The organism is Nevskia ramosa DSM 11499 (genome assembly GCF_000420645.1).
GTDB classification, from domain to species: domain Bacteria; phylum Pseudomonadota; class Gammaproteobacteria; order Nevskiales; family Nevskiaceae; genus Nevskia; species Nevskia ramosa.
The window spans coordinates 301426-323601 of sequence record NZ_ATVI01000008.1 but is presented as its reverse complement, the minus strand read 5'-3'; the positions used below and the strand labels follow the sequence as shown (position 1 = coordinate 323601).

Annotated in this window: 17 protein-coding genes; 12 read left to right on the top strand and 5 right to left on the bottom strand. The window is 65.8% G+C overall.

Annotated elements, in window-relative coordinates:
* Window positions 1–12: 12 nt before the first annotated feature.
* The 4 genes from G513_RS23295 to G513_RS0115010 are packed head-to-tail and all read right to left on the bottom strand — an operon-like array spanning window position 13 to window position 5549.
* Window positions 13–309 (bottom strand): hypothetical protein, encoded by a 297-nt coding sequence (locus G513_RS23295; protein WP_022977676.1) that lies wholly within the window; start codon window positions 307–309, stop codon window positions 13–15.
* Window positions 306–956 carry a tetratricopeptide repeat protein gene (locus G513_RS23290; protein ID WP_022977675.1) on the bottom strand — a complete coding sequence of 217 codons (651 nt, stop codon included), beginning with the start codon at window positions 954–956 and terminating at the stop codon, window positions 306–308. Before G513_RS23290 ends, G513_RS23295 begins: the two co-directional genes overlap by 4 nt.
* Window positions 940–3813 (bottom strand): tetratricopeptide repeat protein, encoded by a 2874-nt coding sequence (locus tag G513_RS23285; protein WP_022977674.1) that lies wholly within the window; start codon window positions 3811–3813, stop codon window positions 940–942. The genes G513_RS23290 and G513_RS23285 overlap by 17 nt, the downstream gene beginning before the upstream one ends.
* Window positions 3810–5549 (bottom strand): hypothetical protein, encoded by a 1740-nt coding sequence (locus tag G513_RS0115010; protein ID WP_022977673.1) that lies wholly within the window; start codon window positions 5547–5549, stop codon window positions 3810–3812. Before G513_RS0115010 ends, G513_RS23285 begins: the two co-directional genes overlap by 4 nt.
* A gap of 808 nt (window positions 5550–6357) precedes the next feature.
* Here G513_RS0115010 and G513_RS23280 point away from each other — a divergent pair.
* The 12 genes from G513_RS23280 (at window position 6358) to G513_RS0114945 (ending at window position 21212) form a co-directional block, all read left to right on the top strand.
* Entirely contained in the window at window positions 6358–7656 is a 1299-nt protein-coding gene (locus tag G513_RS23280; RefSeq protein ID WP_084711553.1) for an alginate export family protein, read from the top strand.
* A 257-nt stretch (window positions 7657–7913) separates the two neighbouring features.
* The gene (locus G513_RS0114995; protein ID WP_022977670.1) at window positions 7914–9284 is read left to right on the top strand and encodes an MFS transporter; all 1371 of its coding nucleotides are present in this window, start codon (window positions 7914–7916) and stop codon (window positions 9282–9284) included.
* Between the two features lie 68 nt (window positions 9285–9352).
* The gene (gene nirB / locus G513_RS0114990; protein ID WP_022977669.1) at window positions 9353–11887 is read left to right on the top strand and encodes a nitrite reductase large subunit NirB; all 2535 of its coding nucleotides are present in this window, start codon (window positions 9353–9355) and stop codon (window positions 11885–11887) included.
* Complete coding sequence (gene nirD / locus G513_RS0114985; protein WP_022977668.1) at window positions 11884–12249, top strand: nitrite reductase small subunit NirD; 366 nt, start codon at window positions 11884–11886, stop codon at window positions 12247–12249. Before nirB ends, nirD begins: the two co-directional genes overlap by 4 nt.
* Before the next feature lie 56 nt (window positions 12250–12305).
* Window positions 12306–13493 (top strand): NAD(P)/FAD-dependent oxidoreductase, encoded by a 1188-nt coding sequence (locus tag G513_RS23275; RefSeq protein WP_156891714.1) that lies wholly within the window; start codon window positions 12306–12308, stop codon window positions 13491–13493.
* 136 nt (window positions 13494–13629) lie between these two features.
* Window positions 13630–16338: a nitrate reductase gene (locus tag G513_RS0114975; RefSeq protein WP_156891700.1), complete on the top strand. Its 2709-nt coding sequence runs from the start codon at window positions 13630–13632 to the stop codon at window positions 16336–16338.
* A gap of 297 nt (window positions 16339–16635) precedes the next feature.
* Complete coding sequence (locus G513_RS0114970) at window positions 16636–16971, top strand: hypothetical protein (protein WP_022977665.1); 336 nt, start codon at window positions 16636–16638, stop codon at window positions 16969–16971.
* A 64-nt stretch (window positions 16972–17035) separates the two neighbouring features.
* Window positions 17036–18070 (top strand): agmatine deiminase family protein, encoded by a 1035-nt coding sequence (locus tag G513_RS0114965; RefSeq protein ID WP_022977664.1) that lies wholly within the window; start codon window positions 17036–17038, stop codon window positions 18068–18070.
* Window positions 18071–18074: 4 nt separating this feature from the next.
* Window positions 18075–18965 carry a carbon-nitrogen hydrolase gene (locus G513_RS0114960; protein WP_022977663.1) on the top strand — a complete coding sequence of 297 codons (891 nt, stop codon included), beginning with the start codon at window positions 18075–18077 and terminating at the stop codon, window positions 18963–18965.
* 109 nt (window positions 18966–19074) lie between these two features.
* A complete protein-coding gene (locus tag G513_RS0114955) occupies window positions 19075–19320 on the top strand; it encodes a hypothetical protein (protein ID WP_022977662.1) in 246 nt (81 codons plus the stop codon).
* 6 nt (window positions 19321–19326) lie between these two features.
* The gene (locus G513_RS0114950) at window positions 19327–20574 is read left to right on the top strand and encodes a sensor histidine kinase (RefSeq protein WP_051144443.1); all 1248 of its coding nucleotides are present in this window, start codon (window positions 19327–19329) and stop codon (window positions 20572–20574) included.
* The gene (locus G513_RS0114945) at window positions 20571–21212 is read left to right on the top strand and encodes a response regulator transcription factor (RefSeq protein ID WP_022977660.1); all 642 of its coding nucleotides are present in this window, start codon (window positions 20571–20573) and stop codon (window positions 21210–21212) included. Before G513_RS0114950 ends, G513_RS0114945 begins: the two co-directional genes overlap by 4 nt.
* Before the next feature lie 12 nt (window positions 21213–21224).
* Here the strand turns inward: G513_RS0114945 and G513_RS23270 are convergent, their stop codons facing one another.
* On the bottom strand, window positions 21225–22175 hold the full coding sequence (locus tag G513_RS23270) for a CE1 family esterase (protein ID WP_022977659.1): 951 nt from the start codon (window positions 22173–22175) through the stop codon (window positions 21225–21227).
* Window position 22176: the final 1 nt, after the last annotated feature.

The window sequence follows — 22176 nt, the reverse complement described above, 5'->3', positions numbered from 1 at the left end:
GGTAACTGAGCGTCAGTAACTGAGAGATTGGCGACGCATGCGCTCGTAGCTCTCGATGTTTTCCAGTGCGGCGTTGCGGTTGCGGTCTTCGGTAATGTCGGCCGGCGTCTGCGCTTGCGTGTAACGCGAGGGGCTGCGCGCCGCCGGCCGCTGGTCCTCGTCCTTCCACGGCATCAGATAGAGACCAAGCGCTGCTTCGTCTTCACCGACAACGGTGGTGCCGGCCTTGGTCGCTGGCGCCGGAACTGGCGGCGCAGCGATAACGTTGACCGCGAAGCCGGCCAGCAGCAACAGAGAACGGCACTTCATCGGGCGGCTCCGCTGCCGCTATCGGCCACCACCGGGCCACGGCTTTCGAGATCACGCACCCAGGCGCTGACGATCAGATCCTTGTTGTCCGACAACTCCTGATAGCGGCGATACAGCGGCAGTGCGTCCTGCGGCCGGCGCATCGACACGTCGTAGAGGATCGCCAGATTGAGCACGGCGGCCGCGTAGTCCGGGCGCAGTTCGATCGCCTTCTGCCAGCGCTGCTCGGCGCGCTTGTAGTCGCCGGCTTCGCGATACTGGGCACCGCACCAGTTCAGCGCCACGGTGTTCGAGGGATTGGCGGCGATCGCCCGCTCGAAGCTTTTCAGCGCCTGATCGCGCTGCTTGGCACGCGCCTGGATGATCCCTGCATCGGTCCAGACGCCGGACAGATCCGGGTAGTCCTTGAGCAGGCTCTGCAGCGCTATCTGCGCGTCCTGCGGGCGCTGGTCCTGCATCAGCGCCAGCGCGTTCTGAAAGCGCAGCTCCGGCGCCGGACGGCCGGGCACGGCGACCAAGGTCTTCGTCGACGAGGCCGCGGGCGTGACCGGCGAAGGCTTGGTCGGCGGACTGCTGCGCCGGACGGGCGTGCTGCAGGCGCTGATCAGCAGCGCCGTGATCAGCACCGTACTAGTGCATCGATTCATAACGGTCCTCCAGGCGGACGTTCTTGCCGTAGCGCGCAGGTGCCAGCTCGCTCAGCGCGACGCTGCTCTTGCGCACCCAGTCGTTCCAGACGCCCTGGCGCAGATGCGCGAGGTTGGCTTCGTAGGCCTTCATGGCCTTCTCGTCGAAACCGTTGGCTTGTTCCTCGAGCATCAGGCTGTACTGCTCCAGCGCTTCACCGCTCAGCGACGCCGGCCGGTCGGAGTCGACGATCGCCCTGCCCAGCTCGCGGTAAACGGTGGCCAGCTCATGGGTCGCGGCCGTGGTCACATCGGCGTAGCCGTAAGCGGCAGCACGATCCAGCAAGGCGACCGCGCTTTCGATCGCCGCACGACGCTGGGCCAGGCTGGCCTGCAGCGGCAGGCTCAGGCGCAGCAGGCGCGCCTTGGCGGCACCGGCCTGGCCGAGTTCGAGATTGGCTTCCGCTGCGAGCAGGCGCGCCGGCGATGCGGCATCGCCATTGCCGCTGCCATCGGCCTTGACGATCTCCTGCAGCCAGTACAGGTAGCGGGCCTGATCGCGGTTCGAAGTCCTGGCGATATCGGCGAGCTGATGGCGCGCCTGCTGGGCGCGATCGAGCGGCTGCGGCCAAGTGCTTGCGTACAGCTCGTAGGCCTTGCTGGCAGCCGCGGCATCAGCGGCGCGGCGATAGCCTTCCGCCGACAGCCACTGAGCATCGCGCCGGGTATCCACCGGCAGGCTGTCGCGCTGCGCGATCTGTCCGTAGACACCGGCAGCACGGCCCGGCTTGTTGTCCTTGTCGTAGGCGCTGGCGAGTTTCTTCTCGGCATCGGCGACCAGGGCATGCGTCGGGTAGCGATTGCGAAAGCCTTCCAGTGCGGCTTCGGCATTGGCCCAGTCGCGCAACTCGAAATACGCCGACGCGGCATCGAAATCGGCGGCCGGGCGGATCGCGGCATCCGGCACCACGCTGCCGACTCTCTGGAACGCCCGCGCCGCAGTCTTCAGATCACCGGCCGTGCGCGCCACCACAGCTTGTTCATAGACGCTGCGCGCCAGACGCTCGCTGGCCGGCGCACGTTGTGCGGCATCGCCCGGCAGCAGCTTGATCAGCTCGGCGTACGCGGTTTCGGCAGCGGCATAGTTCTGCTGGCTGTAGCGGGCATCGGCGACCACACCGAGCATCTCGCGACGCAGCTCGGGTGCCGCCGGCGGATTCGCAGCAAGCACGCGGGTGGCGACGCCGAACGCGGCTTCCGGATCGTTCAGGCTCAGCAGATCGCCGGCGGCGCGGGTCAGGGTCAACGCCCATTGCGGATGGGCCGGGAACTGCTCGGCGAGCTTCAAGCTCGCGCGCACCGATTCCTTCAAGGCAGCCGGCCGAGCTTCGACCGCGCCTTCATGCGCCAGCCGCTGCCAGGCCTGCACGGCGGCGTAGGCGGTGGTCGGCGCCGTGGCGGGCACCTTGCCGCCGCTGCGGTAGTCATAGGCCGCGTGCTCGTACCGGCGGGCAGCGGCTTCGTAGCTGCCCCCGTCGTACAGGGCATCCGCCTGCAGCAGCGCCAGCTCGGCCGCGCCCGGGTCCTGCGGGAACAGTTGCAGGCTGCGCGCGTACCAGTCCGCCGCCTTGAGGAAATCGGCCTGGCGGGCCGCTACTTCGCTTTCCGGCCGCGCCTGCGCTACCGCATGGTAATGACGGCCCAGTGCTGCGAGATTGCCCTTCAGCGCCGCCATCACTTCCGGCGTCGGCGCCACGCCCTGCCAGTAACTGGCGCCCGGCAGGTAATGCTCGACATAGCGCGCCTTGCCGGCGACCAGCAGCTCGTTGAAACCGCCCTGCTCCCAGGCCGCCATCGCCCGAGTTTCGAAACCCGGTGCCAGCGGATGACGCGGATGCCGTTCGACAAACGCGAGGCTGGCATCGGCGGCATCGGTATAGCGCTGCTGGGCAAGCAGCTGATCGGCCAGCGACACGTAGAGCAAGGTCGCGAAGCGCGGCTCGGCCCCCGCGCGATCGAAGCTGGCAGCGAGGCTGCGGCCACCGCCGAGCGCGGCCAGTGACAGGCCGGTGACTCTCAGCACTTCGGTGGCCATGTCGAGCTTGCCCGGCTTGACCGCAGCGAGCGCGGCCTTGGGATCGGCCAGTTCGCCGGGTGGCAGTTCGCGATCGAGGATCGCGTAGAACACGGTCAGCGCTTCGTCGTGCTTGGCCTGCCGGAACAGGGTCCAGCCGTACTTGAACTGCGCCGGCTCGAAATAGATGTTGCCCGGGCCCGCGGCGAGCACCTGCTTGTAGGCGCCTTCCGCCTCGCCAAAACGCTTGCGCTGGAACAGCAGCTCGGCGGCGCGGAACAGACCATCCGGCGCACGAAACGATGAGGGATAACGGCTGCCGATCTGCAGCAGATTGGCGATCGCCAGATCGACATTGCCGGTCGCCTGCTGCGCTCGCGCCAGCTGGTAGAGCACGCGATCGTTCAACGGATAGTCCGGCTGCTCGGCGAGCAGGGTCTGGTACTGGCTGATCGCCTTCTTCAGCACCGGCAGATTGACCAGGCCATCGACATCGGCCAGCTGCACCCGCAGATCGGCACCGCGGCGCAGCGCTTCGGCGCGGGTCGCGGGATCGGCAGGCAGCGTGAGCAGACGGTCGTACTGGGCCAGCGCAGCGCCGACGTTCGGCGGCAGCTTCCGCTCGCCATCCACTCTCAGGATGCTCGGCGTGCGGACCACGAATCGGCCGTTGCGCTCCAGGCCGTTGGTTTCGGTGGTCGAGCCGACGGTCGACGGCTTGTCGTCGGTCAGCACCGCCGCGGTTGCCGGATGGCTGAAGCCGAGCGCCAGCAACACGGCGACGTGAAAACGGGTGATGGTCATTTGCTGGCCACCTCGGCGGCACGGTCGTAGAGCTGCGCCAGGCCGTAGCGCGCCTCGACCAGCGAATGCAGCGCCTGATCGCGGATCGCGGCGATCTTCGTCTGCGCCAGTACATCGAGCGCCTGGCTGGTGCTGGTGATCGTCGCGGCAATGCCGGGCTGCAGCGCATCGATGCTCGCCACCAGACCGGGTGCCTGCGCATCGCCGCTGACCGACAAGCGCTGGCGCTGTGCGCTCAGGGCCGCCTGCACTTCATGGGCTTCGCGCAGTTGCCGCAGCTGGGCATCGAACGAGGCCTGCTGCAGCAGCGGGATCAGATAGAAGGATTCACCGTCCTTGGTCGCCGGCAACACCCACCAGCGCGGGTCCGGCAGACGATCAGCCAGCGACCAGTGCCAGGCTTCGCTCGGTGCCTTGCCGACGATGCCGATCGCCAGCGTTTGCGCAGCGAGTTCGGTCCTGGCCTTGTCGCAGCGCTGCACCAGCCCTTCAAGCTGGGCGATGACGCGGTTGTAGTAGTCCTGCGCCTGCACTTCGGAACCGAGTTCGTTCATCGCCCAGGCGATGGCGATCTGCGCTTCCTGCACGGCGGGATCGGTGGGATCGCGGCCGATCAGCTCGATCCACGGCACCAGCGCCGCTCGCATCGCGCCGCCAAGTTCCTTGTCCTTCATCGCACGTGGTTCGTGCAAAGGCTTGCGGCCGTAGGCCACCGGCGTCGCTTCGGCCTTGTCGGCTTCCGCTCCAGTGGACGGCGCCAGCAGCGCCCAGCCCAGCCCGAGCATCGCGGCACTGGCCAGCGGGCCCGGCGCCCGCACACGACGGAACACATCGGCGGCCTTGATGCCCTCGTGCTGCGCGAGCCAGGCGTAGCCCAGTTCGGTGTTGACGTGATCGCAGAGCAGGGTCGGCCTGGTCGAACAGGGTTCGCCGGCACCGAGGCGATCGACCGCAGCGAGGTCGGCATTGCCGGCGAGCAGCGCCTGGTAGGCGGTGTACATCGCGGGCGTACCGGGCGACGGGCCGTCCGGCACCGGCGTTTCATTCGGCGCGGCACCGGGTGCTTCGGCCTGCAACTGGCGCAGCAGGCGTTGTGATTGATAGTGGCGGCCCGTGGCTTCGAGGAAAGCCACGGCGCGCAGGCGCGGGTCGATCGGATCGCCGACGCGATAGCGGCTTTGTGAGTCGGCAGGCACAACGCTGTCGGTACTGCGCTGCCAGTTGATGAGCTTCAAGGTCGAGCCCTTGACCATGCCGCCCGGTGCCCAGCTCAACTCCAGTTCCGCCGGTGCCGCGCCCTTGTCGATGTTCACATCGACAGCGGCCCGGCGACGGGCCTCGCTGGCATGAGCACCCACTTCGGCAACGGCGGCCTGAGCGCGAATGCGATGCGGCCCGGGGCTCAGGCGGCTGCTGAGCAAGCCATGCAGGCCGCTGGCGCGCAGCGCTTCGGCTTCACGCTGCGAGTACTGGTAGTGCTGGATCGGATCACCGTCGATCTGCAGCCAGACCTCGCGCAGCCAGACTTCCTGAGCGCGCACGCCGACATAGACGTTCAGCGTCTCGCTCTGGGTATCGCTGCCGATGCGGCTGGCGGCCAGGTCAAGCTCCAGCGCCTGGCTGCGCAGCGCATCGAAGTCGCCCGCGGCCGCATTGCTGGCCGTCAGAAGCAACGCGATGACCAGCAGCCAAGAACGGCAGCCCGCAGCCAGCAATGGCGTGTCAGTGCGATCCATGTGGAGTGCTCGCGTGGTCCGGGGCACGGTCCGGCCTAGACGAGGTCATGCATCCACATCACGGTGACGGCAATCTGCGCCAGCGCAGCCGCCACGATGGCTAGCAGTTCGAGGGTATTGAGGGGGCGTAGCGAAACGTCGGACATGGCTGGCATCCAGGACAGTGGTGGAGGTTCGCTGGCAGTGATGCCAGCGGACATGGACCTCGCTGTCCGGAAAGATCGGGCTTCTTCGGCCGACCCATGAGCCTGTTGCTAGCGCTCGCCGGAAGATGAGCAATAAGTTTGCCAAGCCAATCGGCAGCAGCGTTGCACGGCCTCTTGCCGATGCCACGCGCCACGGATGCCGGCCTTGCTCGCACCGGGATGGTCAACGCGCTCAGCAACGGTGCAATGCACGCATCTGGCCCGGACCATCCTCGCGCTCGCGCACCACGAAGACGCGTCGGGAGTTCTCGAACGCCGCCATCCTGCTCGTTGGAGTCGCTGTAGAACTCCATTTTCTTCGATTGTGAAAACATAGTGAAATATCGCTGCAGCAAGCGTTTCAGCGCGGTCCAGCCGTTGCCGACAACGATAGAGGGTCAGCCCTTGGCATGTTGATTGCTTTTATGTAACCGCAGCACAACAGCCTCGCGTAGTCCGGAAGCCGCTTTCCGGAGCGGCCAAAGACGGTCGGATCGCGTGGGGTTGAACAACGGACAATGGGTAAAGGCGCCCATCACTGTCGATCGAATTCGGTCGGCAGTGATGGGCGCCTTTTTTGTTGCCCGCACCAATAACAACAATTTCACGAACGGGTGTTTTCCATGTTTGCAACCAAGGGGCTGCAGGGGGTTCTGCGCGCCACGATTTCTCCAACAGGCGCCGCACTGATGCTGTTGAGTGGTGCTGCACAGGCCACTGATTCACTCGCCGATCTGCCAGCGAAGCTGGCCGCCGGCAAGACCAATCTCGATGTTCGTCTGCGCTACGAGGCGCTCAATCTGTCCGATCCACTGGCGGCACCGATCACCGAAAACACCGCGCAAGCGACGACCATCCGCGTCCGCCTCGGCTACACGACGGCGGCCTGGAACGAGCTTGACGGCCAGCTCGAATACGAGGGCGTCGATACGCTCGGCGACGATCGCTACAACTCGCTGCGCAACGGCCGCAGCACGTATCCGGTGATCGCCGATGCCCAGGTGCACGAGGTCAACCAGGCCTGGCTGCGCTATACCGGCCTGCCGAAAACGCAGATCAAGTACGGCCGCCAGCGGATCAATTTCGACAACCAGCGCTTTGTCGGCGGCGTTGCCTGGCGGCAGGACGAGCAGACCTTCGATGCCGCGCTGCTGACCACCACCCTGATCCCGAAGACCACGGTCACCTATGCGCATCTCGACCGAGTCAACTCGTTCCGCAACTTCGCGATCGAAGGCCGCAATGTCGATCGTCTCGACATCGACGGCCATCTGATCAACGTGTCGACGCAGGTCATCGACAAGACCTTGAAGCTGACCGGCTACGGCTACTTCCTGGACTTCGGCACGGTGCCCGGCGGTGCTGTCGGACGCTTGCTGAACAACAACCAGACCTATGGCCTGCGTGCCACCGGCACGGTGCCGGTGCAAGCCTTCACGCTCGGCTACTCGCTGGAATACGCGATCCAGCAAGGCTGGCGCGGCTCGCCGGATCACGACATGCGCTACGGCCTTGCCGAAGCCGCGGTCGGCTGGAAGATGCTCAAGGCAACGGCGGGTTATGAAGCCCTGGGCGGCAACGGCATCTCCAGCTTCCAGACGCCATTGGCGACGACGCATGCCTTCGACGGCTGGGCCGATCAGTTCCTGATCACGCCGGTGGGTGGCCTGCATCGTCTCTATGCCTCGGCCTGCGCGACGGTAGCCAAGACCAGCCTGACCGCCGTCTATCACGACTTCTCGGCGGATACCGGCGGCGCGCATTACGGCAATGAAGTCGATCTGCTGGCCAGCTATCCGGTGCTCGCCAACCTCACCGTGTTCGCCAAGTTCGCGGCCTATTTCGCTGATGAATTTCCGGTGGTTGCCGGCCAGGCCAGCAACGTCAAGCGCGGCTGGCTGTACGCCGAATACAAGTTCTGAGCGCCCGATGAGCACGACCCAAAACGGCTCGTCCGTTCCGGTGCAAGACGATCAAGCCGCACCGGACTGCGCACCGTTGTTGGGCGCCGTGCGCTGCGAAAAACCGCGAATCCGCTTGCAAGCCCCTGATTGAACAGGCCGTAAAGAAACGGCACAGCCTTTGCTACCGACAGACTCACGTGGTTAACGGCGATCACGTGAGCATCTCTTGGCGGCCAATGGCGACCGCAGAACTCACGTTATCCATTGGAGCAACCATGTCCGTTCCCACGTCTCCCGCCTATCTCGCCAAGGCAACCAAAGTCGCACTCAGCGACTTCTCCTCCCCCGCCATGCGCGCCTTCCATCTGACCTGGATGGCGTTCTTCGTCTGCTTCTTCGCCTGGTTTGCCTGCGCCCCGTTGATGCCGATCATCAAGGGCGAGTTCGGGCTGACCAAGGACCAGATCGCCAACATCAACATCGCGGCCGTCGCGGTCACCATCCTGGTGCGCCTGGTCATCGGCCCGCTCTGCGATCGCTACGGCCCGCGCAAGGCCTACACCGGCCTGCTGCTGTTCGGTGCCATCCCGGTGTTCGGCGTGGCTTCCGCGCAGAGCTATGAAAGCTTCCTGTTCTTCCGCCTGGCGATCGGTGCGATCGGCGCCAGCTTCGTGATCACGCAGTACCACACCAGCGTGATGTTCGCGCCGAACGTGGTCGGCACCGCGAACGCGGCCGCCGCTGGCTGGGGCAACTCCGGTGGCGGTGCGACGCAGACGCTGATGCCGCTGATCGTCGTGGCGCTGGCGCTGTTCGGTGTCGAGCAGGCCGGTGGCTGGCGCATCGCCCTGCTGGTGCCGGGCGTGCTGATGCTGGTGATGGCCTGGGCCTACTGGACGTTCACCCAGGATTGCCCGGCCGGCAATTACGACACCCTGCGCGCCACCGGCCTGATGCCGGACACCGGCAAGAAGGTTGGCATGACCAGCTTCAAGCGCGCCTGCGGCAACTATCGCGTCTGGCTGCTGTTCGTCACCTACGGCGCCTGCTTCGGCGTCGAGATCTTCATCCACAACGTGGCGGCGCTGTACTACGTCGAGCGCTTCGGCCTCAGCTTGAAAGCCGCGGGTTTCGCGGCCGGCACCTTCGGCCTGCTGGCGCTGTTCGCGCGTGCGCTGGGCGGCATCGCCAGCGATCGCATCGCCAGGGTCAAGGGCCTCGATGGCCGCACCCTGCTGCTGTTCGTGCTGATGGTCGGTGAGGGTCTGGGCCTGCTGTGGTGGGCGCAGATGGATCACGTCGCCATCGCTATCGTCGCGATGCTGACCTTCGGCCTGTTCACCCATATGGCCTGCGGCGCGACCTACGCGCTGGTGCCGTTCATCGATCGCAACGCGCTCGGCGGTGTCGCTGGAATCATCGGCGCCGGCGGCAATGTCGGCGCGGTGGCAGCGGGCTTCCTGATGAAGGCTTCGCCGAACACCCAGAGCTGCCTGCTGATCCTCGGCGGCCTGGTCACGGTGTCTGCGGTCTGCGCCATCGCGGTGCGCTTCACCGCCGAACACAAGACCCGCGAGCAGCAGCTGTTCGAGCAGGCGGTGGCCGAGCGTCAGGCGGTGGCAGAGCAGCAGGCGCTGGCGGCTTGAGAAACAAGGCTCCTTCCTCCGCTGCGGGGAAGTAGTCGAGCAACACGACCAATAACAAGAGACTCACCATGAAACTCGTCGTCATCGGCAACGGCATGGTTGGCCACAAGCTGCTTGAAGAGCTGGCCGACGTTCCGCATCTATCGATCACCGTGCTCTGCGAAGAACCGCGCCCGGCCTACGATCGCGTGCACCTGTCGGAATTCTTCAGCGGCAAGACCGCAGACGATCTGTCGCTGGTCGCGCCGGGCTTCTTCGATCGCGCCAACATCACGCTCAAGCTCAACGCCAAGGCGGTGGGCATCGACCGCGCTGCCAAGCTGGTGCAGCTCGAAGATGGCGAAACCGTGCCCTACGACCAGCTGGTGCTGGCCACCGGCTCCTATCCGTTCGTGCCGCCGGTCACCGGCCGTGATCGCAACGGCTGCCTGGTCTATCGCACGATCGAAGATCTGGAAGCGATGACCGAGTGGGGCAAGAAGTCCAAGGTCGGCGTCGTCGTCGGCGGTGGCCTGCTGGGCCTGGAATGCGCGAAGGCGCTGAAGGACATGGGCCTGCAGACGCACGTCGTCGAGTTCGCACCGCGCCTGATGACCGTGCAGGTCGATGACATGGGCGGGCGCCTGCTGCGGCGCAAGATCGAAGCGATGGGCGTGCAGGTGCACACCGGCAAGAACACGCTGGAAATCACCGATGGTGCCGGCCTCGGCGTCGGTGGCCGCCATGCGATGAAGTTCGCCGATGGCAGCCAGTTGCAGACCGACATGATCGTCTTCTCGGCCGGCATCCGGCCGCGCGATGAACTGGCCAGAGTCGCCGGCCTGATCCGCGGCGAGCGCGGCGGCATCCTGATCGACAACCAGTGCAAGACCTCCGATCCAAGCATCTACGCGATCGGCGAATGCGCGCTGTGGAACGGCAAGATCTTTGGTCTGGTCGCACCCGGTTACGACATGGCGCGCATCGTCGCCAAGCAGATCATTGCCGGTGACGAGGCAGCGGCTGCGCCGCAGTTCAACGGCGCCGACATGAGCACCAAGCTGAAGCTGCTCGGTGTCGATGTCGCCTCGATCGGCGATGCCCAGGGCACGACGCCGGGCAGCCTCACCTATCTGTTCAACGACGATGTCGCCGGTCACTACAAGAAGCTGGTGGTGACCGCCGACGGCAAGCTGCTGATCGGCGCGGTGCTGGTCGGTGAAGCCAACGACTACGGCACCCTGCTGCAGATGGCCCTGAACGGCATTCCGCTGCCGGCGCAGCCGGAATCGCTGATCCTGCCGAGTGTCGAAGGCGGCGCCAAAGGCATCGGCATCGACATGCTGCCGGCGACGGCGTCGATCTGTTCCTGCAACAACGTGTCGAAAGGCGATCTCTGTTCCGCGATCGAAGGCGGCGCCACCAGCCTTGGAGCGCTGAAGAAATGCACCAAGGCGGCGACCAGTTGCGGCGGCTGTCTGCCGCTGGTCAAGCAGGTGCTCGATGCCGAACTGAAGAAGAGCGGCGTGCTGGTGCTGAACCATCTCTGCGAACACTTCGCGCACTCGCGCCAGGAGCTGTTCCATCTGGTCAAGGTCGGCGGTCAGAAGACCTTCGATGAAACCATCCTCGCTCACGGCAAGGGCCGCGGCTGCGATGTCTGCAAGCCGACCGTGGCCTCGATTCTCGCCAGCTGCTGGAACGAGCACGTGCTGAAGCCCAAGCATGCCTCGGTGCAGGACACCAACGACTACTACCTCGCCAACATCCAGAAGGACGGCACTTACTCGGTGGTGCCGCGCATTCCGGGCGGCGAGATCACGCCGGACAAGCTGATCGTCATCGGCCAGGTGGCCAAGGACTACGGCCTGTACACCAAGATCACCGGCGGCCAGCGCATCGATCTGTTCGGCGCGCGGGTCGAGCAGTTGCCGGAGATCTGGGGCGCGCTGGTCGCCGCCGGTTTCGAGTCCGGCCACGCCTATGGCAAGAGCCTGCGCACGGTGAAGTCCTGCGTCGGCAGCACCTGGTGCCGCTATGGCGTGCAGGACTCGGTGACCATGGCGATCAGGATCGAAGAGCGTTACCGCGGCCTGCGTTCGCCGCACAAGATCAAGATGGCAGTGTCCGGCTGCACTCGTGAATGCGCCGAAGCGCAGAGCAAGGACGTCGGCGTGATCGCCACCGAGAAGGGATGGAATCTGTACGTTGCCGGCAACGGCGGCATGAAGCCGCGTCATGCCGAACTGCTGGCCAGCGATGTCGATGACGAAACGCTGATCAAGCTGATCGATCGCTTCCTGATGCTCTACATCCGCACCGGCGATCGCCTGCAGCGCACGGCGACCTGGATCGAGAATCTCGAAGGCGGTTTGTCGTATGTGAAGAAGGTGGTGATCGACGATTCGCTGGGCCTTTGTGCCGAGCTGGAAGCCGATATGGCGCGCCAGGTCGAAACCTATGAATGCGAGTGGAAGAAGGCGATCACCACGCCGGAAACGCTGAAGCGCTTCAGCCATTTCGTGAACTCGAAGGAAGCCGACAGCAACATCCAGTTCGTCGACGAGCGCGGCCAGATCCGGCCGAAGTCGGCGCTCGAGAAAAAGCTGGAGGTAGCGCCATGACCGACGCTGCCAGCTGGACCTTTGTCTGCCATCGCGATGACATCGTGCCGAACACCGGCGTCTGCGCGAAGGTCGGTGAGGCGCAGGTCGCGGTGTTTCGGGTCGTGGCACCCAACGGCGATGAGGACGGCGTCTTCGCGATCGATAACTTCGATGTGCGTTCGCAGGCCAACGTGCTCAGCCGCGGCCTGATCGGCGAGCTGAGCACCGAAACCGGGCCAGCGCTGGTCGTCGCCTCGCCGGTCTACAAGAATCATCTGTGCTTGCGGACCGGCCGCTGCCTGGAAGACGAGGCCTGGTCGGTGAAGGCCTGGGCGGTTACCTGCGGCGACGACGGCGCGATCATGGTGCGGGCGTCGTGAGCGAGCTGGCGGCCGATGGCAAGAAGCGGCCGAAGCTGGTCGTCATCGGTAACGGCATGTCCGGCATCCGCACGGTCGAGGAGTTGCTGAAGCTCGAACCGGACGCCTTCGACATCACCGTGTTCGGTGCCGAGTCGCATGGCAATTACAACCGCATCCTGCTGTCGCCAGTACTGGCGGGCGAGAAGGTGTTCGAGGACATCGTCACTCACGATCGTGCCTGGTACGCCCGCAACGACATCACGCTGCACACCGGCGACATGGTCACGGCGATCGATCGCCGGCGCCGGGTCGTGGTCGCTGCCAGCGGCCTCGCAGTGCCTTATGACCGCCTGCTGATCGCCACCGGCTCGCGGCCATTCGTGATTCCGGTGCCCGGCCACACGCTGCCCGGCGTCATCGCCTTCCGCGATATCCATGATGTGGAATCGATGCTGACGGCAGCCCGCGATCATCGCCATGCCGTGGTGATCGGCGGCGGTCTGCTCGGGCTCGAAGCGGCGAATGGCCTGCTGCGCCAAGGCATGAATGTCAGCGTCGTCCACGTCATGGACAGCCTGATGGAACGCCAGCTCGACAAGCCGGCGGCGAAGCTGCTGAAGACAGCTCTCGAAAAGCGCGGCATGCGCTTTCTGCTCGAAGCCAACACGGCCGAGATCGTCGGCAGCGAAAGAGTCACGTCGATCAAGTTCAAGGATGGCAGCGAGATCGCTGCCGACCTGGTGGTGATGGCGGTCGGCATCCGGCCGAATGTCGAGCTGGCAAAAGCCGCCGGCCTGCATGTCGAGCGGGCGATCGTCGTCGACGACAGCCTGCAGAGCCTCAGCGATCCGCGCATCTACGCCGTCGGCGAATGCGTGCAGCACCGCAAGAACGTCTACGGCCTGGTCGCGCCGTTGTGGGAACAGGCCAAGGTCTGCGCCGCGCATCTCGCCGGCCTCGGCCATCGTCGTTACTCGGGTTCGGTGACCGCGACGCGCCTGAAGGTCACCGGTATCGATCTGTACTCGGCCGGCGATTTCATCGGCGACAAGGACAGCGAAGATCTGGTGCTGCGCGACCCCGGCCGCGGCGTCTACAAGCGTCTGGTGCTGAAGGGCGGCTGCATCGTCGGCGTGGTGCTGTACGGCGAAGTCAGCGATGGCCCCTGGTATTTCGAGCTGATGCAGAAGCGCGTCGATATCACCGCGCTGCGTCAGCGCCTGCTGTTTGGACGCGGTTACTGCGAGCCCCAGGCAGCATGATGGCTGGAACGGCGCGCGCTTTCGAAAGTGCCTTGAATGGCACTTTCGAGCGTCGATCCAGCGGGCGGCCGCCCACGGGAGCAGCGCCGACGGCGGCAGGGGCTTGCCGCACTATTGAACAGACGAACCTGAATTGATGATGGATGGAAGCACGCCCGTAGCACGTGAAGTCCTGACCACCTGCCCTTACTGCGGCACAGGTTGCGGCGTTGCCGTGACGGTGAAAGCGGACAAGGTCGAAGTGGCCGGCGATGCCTTGCATCCAACCAATTACGGCCGTCTCTGCGTCAAGGGCGCTGCACTCGGCGAAACCATGCTGCCGAAGGGGCGGCTGCTGTATCCGGCACAGCGCGAAGGTGATGGCTTCAAGCGCGTGAGCTGGGACAACGCGCTCGATCAGGTCGCCGGCGGCTTCCAGCGGATCATCGATCAGCACGGCCCGGGCAGCGTCGCCTGGTATGTCTCCGGCCAGTTGCTGACCGAGGACTATTACGTCGCCAACAAGCTGGTCAAGGGCTTCGTCGGCACCGCCAACATCGATACCAATTCGCGGCTGTGCATGTCCTCGGCCGTGGCCGGCCACAAGCGCGCGTTCGGCGAGGACATCGTGCCGGTGTCCTACGAGGATCTGGAGCTGGCCGATCTCGTGGTGCTGGTCGGCTCGAACACGGCGTGGTGCCATCCGATCCTGTTCCAGCGTCTGGTCAAGGCACGCGAGCGGCGGCCGGAGATGAAGCTGGTGGTCATTGATCCGCGCCGCACCGCGACCAGCGAGATGGCCGATCTCCATCTGCCGATCCGCCCGGGCACCGATGTCTGGCTGTTCAACGGCCTGATGAGCTTCCTGCACCAGTATGGCGTGGTCGATACCGCCTTCGTCGATGGTCACACCTCGGGCCTCGCGCGGGCGATGGCAATTGCCGACAACACCGCCGGTGATCTGCGTTCGGTGGCCGCGCAATGCAAGTTGCAGGAATCGGTGCTCGCCGAGTTCTATCGGCTGTTCGCGCGCACCGCCAAGGTGGTTACCGCGTTCTCGATGGGCGTCAACCAGTCGTCGAGCGGCACCGACAAGGTCAACGCGATCATCAACTGCCATCTGCTGACCGGCCGCATCGGTAAGCCGGGTGCGGGGCCGTTCTCGATCACCGGCCAGCCGAATGCGATGGGCGGCCGCGAAGTCGGTGGCCTGTCGAACATGCTGGCCGCGCATCTCGATCTCGAATCACCTGCGCACCGCGAGTTGGTGCAGGGCTTCTGGCAGTCGCCTTCCATCGCCGATCAGCCGGGTCTGAAGGCGGTCGATCTGTTCGATGCGATCGACTCGGGCCAGGTCAAGGCGGTGTGGATCATGGCGACCAATCCGGTGGTCAGCCTGCCCGATGCCGACAAGGTCAAGCGCGCGCTCAGCCGTTGCGAGCTGGTGGTGGTCTCCGACGTGATGGCCAACACCGACACCACCGCCTACGCCCACGTGCTGCTGCCTGCGCAGGGCTGGGGCGAGAAGGACGGCACGGTGACCAACAGCGAGCGCTGCATCTCGCGCCAGCGCGCCTTTCTGCCGGCGGCTGGTGAAGCGCGTCCGGACTGGTGGGCGCTGTCCGAAGTCGCGCGGCGCTGGGGCTATGGCGCGCAATTCCCGTATCGATCGGCGGACGAGATCTTCGACGAACACGCACGGCTGACGGCGTGCGGCAACGACGATGCTGGATCGCCGCGCTATCTGAACCTGTCCGGCCTGGTTGGGCTGGGCAAAGGCGCATACGACGCTTTACAGCCGATCCGCTGGCCGGTCGCCGCAGCCTCGGCGACTGTCTTCGCCGATGGCCGCTACTACACGCCGGACCGCCGCGCCCGCTTCGTGCCGACCACGCCGCAGATGCCGGGCCGGCGGCTCGATGACGACTATCCGCTGGTGCTGAACACCGGCCGGGTGCGCGATCACTGGCACACGATGACTCGCACCGGTCTGGCGCCACGGCTGGCGACTCATGTCTCCGAACCCTTCGTCGATCTGCATCCGCAGGACGCGCTGCTTTGCGGCGTGCGCGAGCACGAGCTGGCGAGAGTCAGTTCAGCGCACGGGCATTGCGTGGTCCGGGTGCGGCTATCCGGCGAGATGCCGCGCAAGAGCGTGTTCGTGCCGATTCACTGGAACGCGCAGTTCGCCTCGGATGCGCGCGTCGGCGCGCTGGTCAATCCGGTGGTCGATCCGGTGTCCGGCGAACCGGAGTTCAAGCACACGCCGGTGCGGGTCGAACCGTTCCTGGTTGCCTGGCATGGCTTTGTCTTGAGTCGCGACGGCGATCTGAAATCGCTGACCGCCGATGCCGCGTGGTGGACGAAGATCACTGGCGATGGCTACACGCGCCACGAGCTCGCCGGCCGGCGCAGCGATGCCAGCTGGGCTGCAAGGGCGCGGACGATGCTCAGCGCCGGCGAAGACGCCGATTGGCTCGAGTACGAGGACAGCACTGCCAATGTCTATCGCGCAGCGTTGATCGCCGATGGCCGCATCGAAGCCTGCCTGTTCATCTCGCCGCGTCCGGATCTGCCGTCGCGCGCCTGGCTGTCCGGCCTGTTCGCCAAAGATCAGCTCGAAGTAGCGGACCGCGTCGGCCTGCTGGTCGGCGAGCCGCTGGCCCGTGGCGACGACGCTGGCGCCACGGTCTGCTCCTGCTATGGCGTCGGCCGCAAGACCATCGAGGCGGCGGTCCGCGGCGGTTGCGCAACGCCGGCCGAGCTGGGCGCGAAGCTGAAGTGCGGCACCAACTGCGGCTCCTGCGTGCCGGAGCTGAAAGGCATCATCTCGGAGCTGCGCGCGCAGGCGCTGGCCAAAGCCTGAGCCACAAAAACGGAGCATAAAAAAACCGGCCCCGCTTGCGCGAAACCGGTCAAGTTCCAACCCCTGGGTGAACCACAGGACTCGGCAAACGCTCATGCCGAAGCCCGGGTAAATCATCGGGACCCAGCACCGCGGCCAATATGGCCGCGCGTCCCTCATTCATGACCATGTGTACGGACGAAGGGTGATGAGCGGATGCAGGCCGGCGATGAACGCACCGCGCCGCGAGTTTCCTGTCCGCGACCCGGTGCTATCCTTTTTGCCGATCCCGCCCTCCCGGTTCAGGCCCGTACTCCCATGCACAAGACGATCGCTGCCTGCGGATTCGGTCTGCTCATCGCCGTGCTGCCGGTGACGGCCGACGTGCTGACCGTACCGGCGAATCCGTCCGCTGACACCGGCGTCGACCTGCCTGCACGCGGCGAAGTGCAGTCGAAAGTGCTGAAGCACTACGGCGAACCGAAGCTTCGCCATGCTGCCGTCGGTGGCAGTTCGCCGGCTCAGCCACGGATCACCCGCTGGGATTACCCGAGCTTCTCGGTGTTCTTCGAGAACGATCACGTCGTCGATGCCGTGGTCCCGGATCGGCCGGCGCCGCTGTTCAATACCAACGAGTTATCTGCAGGCAGCTGAGCTTCCGCGGAGCGTCATGCGGACCTGAGATAATCAGGCTTCGCCTACGCCCCCAGATTTCCGCATGAGCCACCGCCAGACCCTGCCGCCCGAGTGGGCGCCCCAAGCCGCCGTGATGCTGACCTGGCCGCGCCGTGACGGTGATTTCGCCCGTCACTTCGACGCCGTCGAGCGCAACTTCATCGCCATTGCCGTCGCCATCGGCCGCTATCAGGGCGTGCACATCAACGTTGCCGACGGTGCCGATGCGCTGCAGGCGCGGCTGATCGAGGCCGGCGTGCCGCGCGAGCGCTTGATCGTCCATGAAGTGGCGAACGATGACGTCTGGGCTCGCGACCATGGGCCGATCACGGTGCTGCGCGGCTCGGGTTTCGTCCATCTCGATTTCACCTTCAATGGCTGGGGCAACAAGTTTTCCGCGACGCGCGACAACGCCCTGACCCGGAAGCTCGATCAGTACGGTGCCTGGTCGGCGTCGGTGGAAACGCTCGATTTCGTGCTCGAAGGCGGCGCGCTGGAAGTCGACGGTCACGGCACCCTGCTGACCACCGAGCGCTGCCTGCTCGCCGATACCCGCAACCCGCACTTGAACCGCGAGCAGATCGAAACGCTGCTCAAGGATCAGCTCGGTCTCGATCGTGTGCTGTGGCTGAAACACGGCGACCTGATCGGCGACGATACTGACGGCCACATCGACACCATTGCCCGCTATTGCGATGCCACGACGATCGCCTATCAGGCCTGCGAAGACGAGGCTGACGAGCACTACGCCGATCTCGCCGCGATGGCCGGAGAACTGCGGGCGCTGCGCGACTGGCAGGGCAAGCCGTACAAGCTGGTCGGCCTGCCGCTGCCGAAGCCGATCTTCGATGCCGACGATGGCCGCCGCCTGCCGGCCGGCTACGCGAATTTCCTGATCCTCAACGGCGCGGTGCTGGTGCCGGTCTACGGCCAGGCGCTGGACGAGGAAGCGCTGTCACGCCTGCGCCCGCTGTTCCCGGATCGCGAAGTGATCGGCATCGACTGCAATGCGCTGATCCAGCAGTACGGCGGCCTGCATTGCGTGACCATGCAGCTGCCGGCCAAGCAGGGAAACTGAAACCATGACCACCAAGAACCTGCGTGTCGGCCTGGTCCAGCAAGCCTGTTCCAGCGACCGGGCGATCAGCATCGCCGCCAGCGAAGCCGGCGTCCGCGTAGCGGCCGCACAAGGCGCGCAACTGGTGATGCTGCAGGAACTGCACACCGGCCTGTACTTCTGCCAGCACGAATCGACCGATCTGTTCGATCTCGCCGAAAGCATTCCCGGGCCGTCGACCGAATGGCTTGGTGGGCTCGCGAAGGAGCTGGGCATCGTGCTGGTCGGCTCGCTGTTCGAGCGGCGCGCGCCGGGGCTTTATCACAACACCGCGGTGGTGATGGAGCGCGACGGCACCCTGGCCGGCAAGTACCGGAAGATGCACATCCCCGACGATCCGGGCTACTACGAGAAGTTCTACTTCACGCCGGGTGACCTCGGCTTCGAGCCGATCCAGACCAGCGTCGGCAAGCTCGGCCTGCTGGTCTGCTGGGATCAGTGGTACCCGGAAGCGGCACGCCTGATGGCGCTGGCCGGTGCCGATCTGCTGCTCTACCCGACCGCGATCGGCGCCAATCCGGCGGATCCGTTCGAAGAGCGCGAGCGGCAACGCGAAGCCTGGGTGACGATCCAGCGCTCGCATGCGGTGGCCAACGGCCTGCCGGTGCTGGTGGCCAATCGCATCGGCTACGAACCGGACCCGAGCGCGCTGACCGAAGGCGCGAAGTTCTGGGGCACCAGCTTCGTCGCCGGACCGCAGGGCGAGTTCCTGGCCCGGGCCGGGACCGAAGACGCCGAGGTGCTGGTCGTCGACATCGACCTGGCGCGTTCCGAGAACGTGCGCCGCTGGTGGCCGTTCCTGCGCGATCGCCGCATCGAGGCCTATGGCGATCTGCTCAAGCGCTACCGCGATTAGCGTTCATGGTGACGGGGCATGACAGTTGTCATGGTGCTTCGCTGACGCACTGAACTGCTCAGGGCTCCACGCAGGTTCTAGTCTTTCCGCAACAACGGAGGGATACCCGATGAACCTGTCGAACTCGAAGCGGTGGATGCTGCAAGACCTGATCCGGAAGCTGCTCGCGGCTGCCTGGATCGTCGGCAGCCTGGTGGTGCTGGGGCTGCCGCATACCGAAGCCTGGCGGCGAATCTCCACATCGTCCGCGCCGCCCAAAGGGACGACGGCCGCGGCAACGGTCACGACCAAGTCGGTGGAGACGGAGGGTGCCAGCCGCAGCCGCATCATCATCACCAACGGCTGGTGGGTGTAAGCCGCCATGAACGACGTCAGCGCAGCGCTTGCCTCGCCCTCGCGCGGGCCTCAGCATCGAGTGGACACCGGCCGCCATCGCTCGATGCTCGAAACCCTGCTCAAGCCGCATCCCCAGTGCATCGCGATCCGGATCGGACGCGGTGGCCGGCTGACCGGTGGCAGCTGGTTTCCGCTGCTGCATCTGATCTGGCTGTTCTGGGTTTTCGCCGCGCCCTGGATGCGCACCGACAGCAGCCCGCTGATCATCGCCGGCACCTACGCCACGGTGCCGCTGTTCCTGTGGCTGTACCTGAAAGCCTGGTATGGCGACGGCGCGCGAGTCGTCCACTACACCGTGGCGATCGCGATACTCGGCCTGGTGACCTTGCCGACGACCAAGACCTGGTCCTACGCCATCTACGCCTGCGCGCTGTTCCCGTTCTGCACCACGCCGAAGCGCGCGCTGCTGTGGCTGGCCAGCTTCATGGCGCTGTTCTCGGTGGTCGCCCTGCTCGACAGGCTGCCGCTGCCGGTGACCATCGGCGCGGTCGCCACCTGCACGATCATCGGCCTGCTCAATCTGTTCTTCAGCATCAATGCCCGCCATGACAGCGAACTGCGGCTGTCGCAGCAGGAAGTGCGGCGGCTCGCCGCGAGCGCCGAGCGCGAACGCATCGGCCGCGATCTGCACGATCTGCTCGGCCACACGCTGTCGCTGATCGCGATCAAGAGTGAGCTGGCCGATCGCCTGTTCGAGCGCGATCCGCAGACGGCGCGGGAGCATGTTCGCGAACTGCATCAGGTTGCGCGCGAATCGCTGACCCAGGTTCGTGCTGCGGTCACCGGCATTCGCGCCACCGGCCTTGCCGCGGAACGGGGCTCCGCCCGGCTGCTGCTGGAATCCTCCGGCGTGGCCTTGAGCGGTGCGGAGCGGCTGCCGGAACTGTCGCTGAGCGTCGATGCCGCGCTGGCGCTGTGCCTGCGTGAAGCGGTGACCAACGTCCATCGCCACGCTGGCGCCAGGAACGTGCTGCTGAGCCTGCAACAGGATGGCGCAACGATCGAGCTGAGCATTGCCGACGATGGCCGCGGCGGTGTCGACGACGGCCGGTTCGGCAATGGCTTGCAGGGCATGCGCCAGCGCCTGGAAGCGATCGGCGGAAGCTTGCGCATCGAATCGCCACCCGGCCGCGGCACTCGTCTGAGCTTGCGGGTACCAATCCCTACCGAAGCGGCTGCGATCGCTTCCGTCGTGCCGGCCTCGCTGGCATGAGCGGCGAAGCCATCGACAACGGCAAGGCACTGGGCGCGATCCGCGTGCTGCTGGCCGAGGATCAGGCGATGGTGCGCGGCGCTTTATCCGCGCTGCTCGATCTGGAAGCCGATATCGACGTCGTCGGCGCCTGTGCCGATGGTGAAGCGGCCTGGCTGGCGGTGCAGCAGCTGAAGCCCGATCTGCTGGTCTCCGATATCGAGATGCCGAAGCTCAGCGGCCTGGAACTGGCAGCGCGGATTGCCGAACGCGGCCTGCGCTGCAAGGTGGTGATCGTCACCACCTTCGCTCGCGCCGGTTACCTGCGCCGCGCGCTCGATGCCGGCGTGGTCGGCTATCTGCTCAAGGATGCGCCGGCCGAACAACTCGCCGAAGCGCTGCGCAAGGTGCAGCACGGCGGGCGGGTGATCGACCCGCAGCTGGCGCTGGAAGCCTGGGGCGAGCCGGACCCGCTGAACGAACGCGAGCGCCGCGTGCTGCGGCTGGCCGGCGAAGGCCTGGCGTCCGCAGAGATCGCAGCCCAGCTGCACCTGTCGCACGGCACGGTGCGCAACTATCTGTCGGAAGCGATCGGCAAGCTCGGTGCGGCGAACCGCATCGAGGCCTATCGGCTGGCGCGGCAGAAAGGCTGGCTTTAGAGGCTGCCCTGCTCAGCGCGCGTAGTTGCGGACGAAATCCCAGATCACCCGCGTGGCGTCGATGTCCTGCGTCGTACGGCCCGCGAAACCGAGCTGATAGTCGTTACCCGGCCAGGTGTGGCCGCCATCGGTAATCGTGTAGAAGCGCACCGGCGACGCCGAGGCGCAGCTGTTGTAGGCGTCGAGCTGCACGGTGGTGCGATCGTTGGCGATGTTCGGCAGATTGCTGCGCACCGGCGGCGTCAGGCAGCGGTTGAGGTTGGCGAAAAACAGCGCCGTTTCCGGCGCCGACGACAGGCCGACTTTCTTCTTGTAAGCCACCTTGGGATCGCGCGTGCCGTGCATGCCGATGATCGGCATCGGCAGCGACGGCGTGCAGACCCTGCGCAGGCTGTCGAGCAAGGTCGAAGACACATAGGCCGCCGCGGCGATGCGCTCCGGGTGCTCGCAGACGTAACGCTGGGTCATGAAGCCGCCGGACGAGAAGCCGGTCAGGTAGACCCGCCGCGCGTCGATCGGATAGGCCGAAACGGCGTTGTCGATGACCTTGGTGATCAGGCCGACATCGTCCGGGCCATTGCGGTCACGAACCGGATCGAACGACCAGTTGCGGCCGCGCGAATTCGGCAGGATCGCCCAGACGCCGGTGTCGCGCACCAGCTGGCCGATCTCGATCAGGTTGGCCATTTCCTCGGGATCGCCGCCGGCGTAGTGCAGCACGACGATCGCCGGCGCCAGGCCGCTCGGGTTCGCGATCGGGCGCACGTACAACACGCGGCGAGCACGTCCGTCGACCGTGAACTCGGCCTCGAAAGTGGTCACGCCGGCCACCGGCTGGAAGCGTGCAGCCTGGGCAGCGGACGGCGCCAACCAGGCCTGTACGACCAGTGCCAGCGCAGCAACGCCGAGCACGCGCGCGGCGGACAGAAACTTCGGCTTGATGCGCATGACGGCTTCCTTCATG

Excerpts from the sequence above, each read along its gene's own strand:
- G513_RS23295 (WP_022977676.1), bottom strand. The coding sequence starts at position 309 with ATGAAGTGCCGTTCTCTGTTGCTGCTGGCCGGCTTCGCGGTCAACGTT.
- G513_RS23290 (WP_022977675.1), bottom strand. The coding sequence starts at position 956 with ATGAATCGATGCACTAGTACGGTGCTGATCACGGCGCTGCTGATCAGC.
- G513_RS23285 (WP_022977674.1), bottom strand. The coding sequence starts at position 3,813 with ATGACCATCACCCGTTTTCACGTCGCCGTGTTGCTGGCGCTCGGCTTC.
- G513_RS0115010 (WP_022977673.1), bottom strand. The coding sequence starts at position 5,549 with ATGGATCGCACTGACACGCCATTGCTGGCTGCGGGCTGCCGTTCTTGG.
- G513_RS23280 (WP_084711553.1), top strand. The coding sequence starts at position 6,358 with ATGTTTGCAACCAAGGGGCTGCAGGGGGTTCTGCGCGCCACGATTTCT.
- G513_RS0114995 (WP_022977670.1), top strand. The coding sequence starts at position 7,914 with ATGTCCGTTCCCACGTCTCCCGCCTATCTCGCCAAGGCAACCAAAGTC.
- nirB (WP_022977669.1), top strand. The coding sequence starts at position 9,353 with ATGAAACTCGTCGTCATCGGCAACGGCATGGTTGGCCACAAGCTGCTT.
- nirD (WP_022977668.1), top strand. The coding sequence starts at position 11,884 with ATGACCGACGCTGCCAGCTGGACCTTTGTCTGCCATCGCGATGACATC.
- G513_RS23275 (WP_156891714.1), top strand. The coding sequence starts at position 12,306 with ATGTCCGGCATCCGCACGGTCGAGGAGTTGCTGAAGCTCGAACCGGAC.
- G513_RS0114975 (WP_156891700.1), top strand. The coding sequence starts at position 13,630 with ATGATGGATGGAAGCACGCCCGTAGCACGTGAAGTCCTGACCACCTGC.
- G513_RS0114970 (WP_022977665.1), top strand. The coding sequence starts at position 16,636 with ATGCACAAGACGATCGCTGCCTGCGGATTCGGTCTGCTCATCGCCGTG.
- G513_RS0114965 (WP_022977664.1), top strand. The coding sequence starts at position 17,036 with ATGAGCCACCGCCAGACCCTGCCGCCCGAGTGGGCGCCCCAAGCCGCC.
- G513_RS0114960 (WP_022977663.1), top strand. The coding sequence starts at position 18,075 with ATGACCACCAAGAACCTGCGTGTCGGCCTGGTCCAGCAAGCCTGTTCC.
- G513_RS0114955 (WP_022977662.1), top strand. The coding sequence starts at position 19,075 with ATGAACCTGTCGAACTCGAAGCGGTGGATGCTGCAAGACCTGATCCGG.
- G513_RS0114950 (WP_051144443.1), top strand. The coding sequence starts at position 19,327 with ATGAACGACGTCAGCGCAGCGCTTGCCTCGCCCTCGCGCGGGCCTCAG.
- G513_RS0114945 (WP_022977660.1), top strand. The coding sequence starts at position 20,571 with ATGAGCGGCGAAGCCATCGACAACGGCAAGGCACTGGGCGCGATCCGC.
- G513_RS23270 (WP_022977659.1), bottom strand. The coding sequence starts at position 22,175 with ATGAAGGAAGCCGTCATGCGCATCAAGCCGAAGTTTCTGTCCGCCGCG.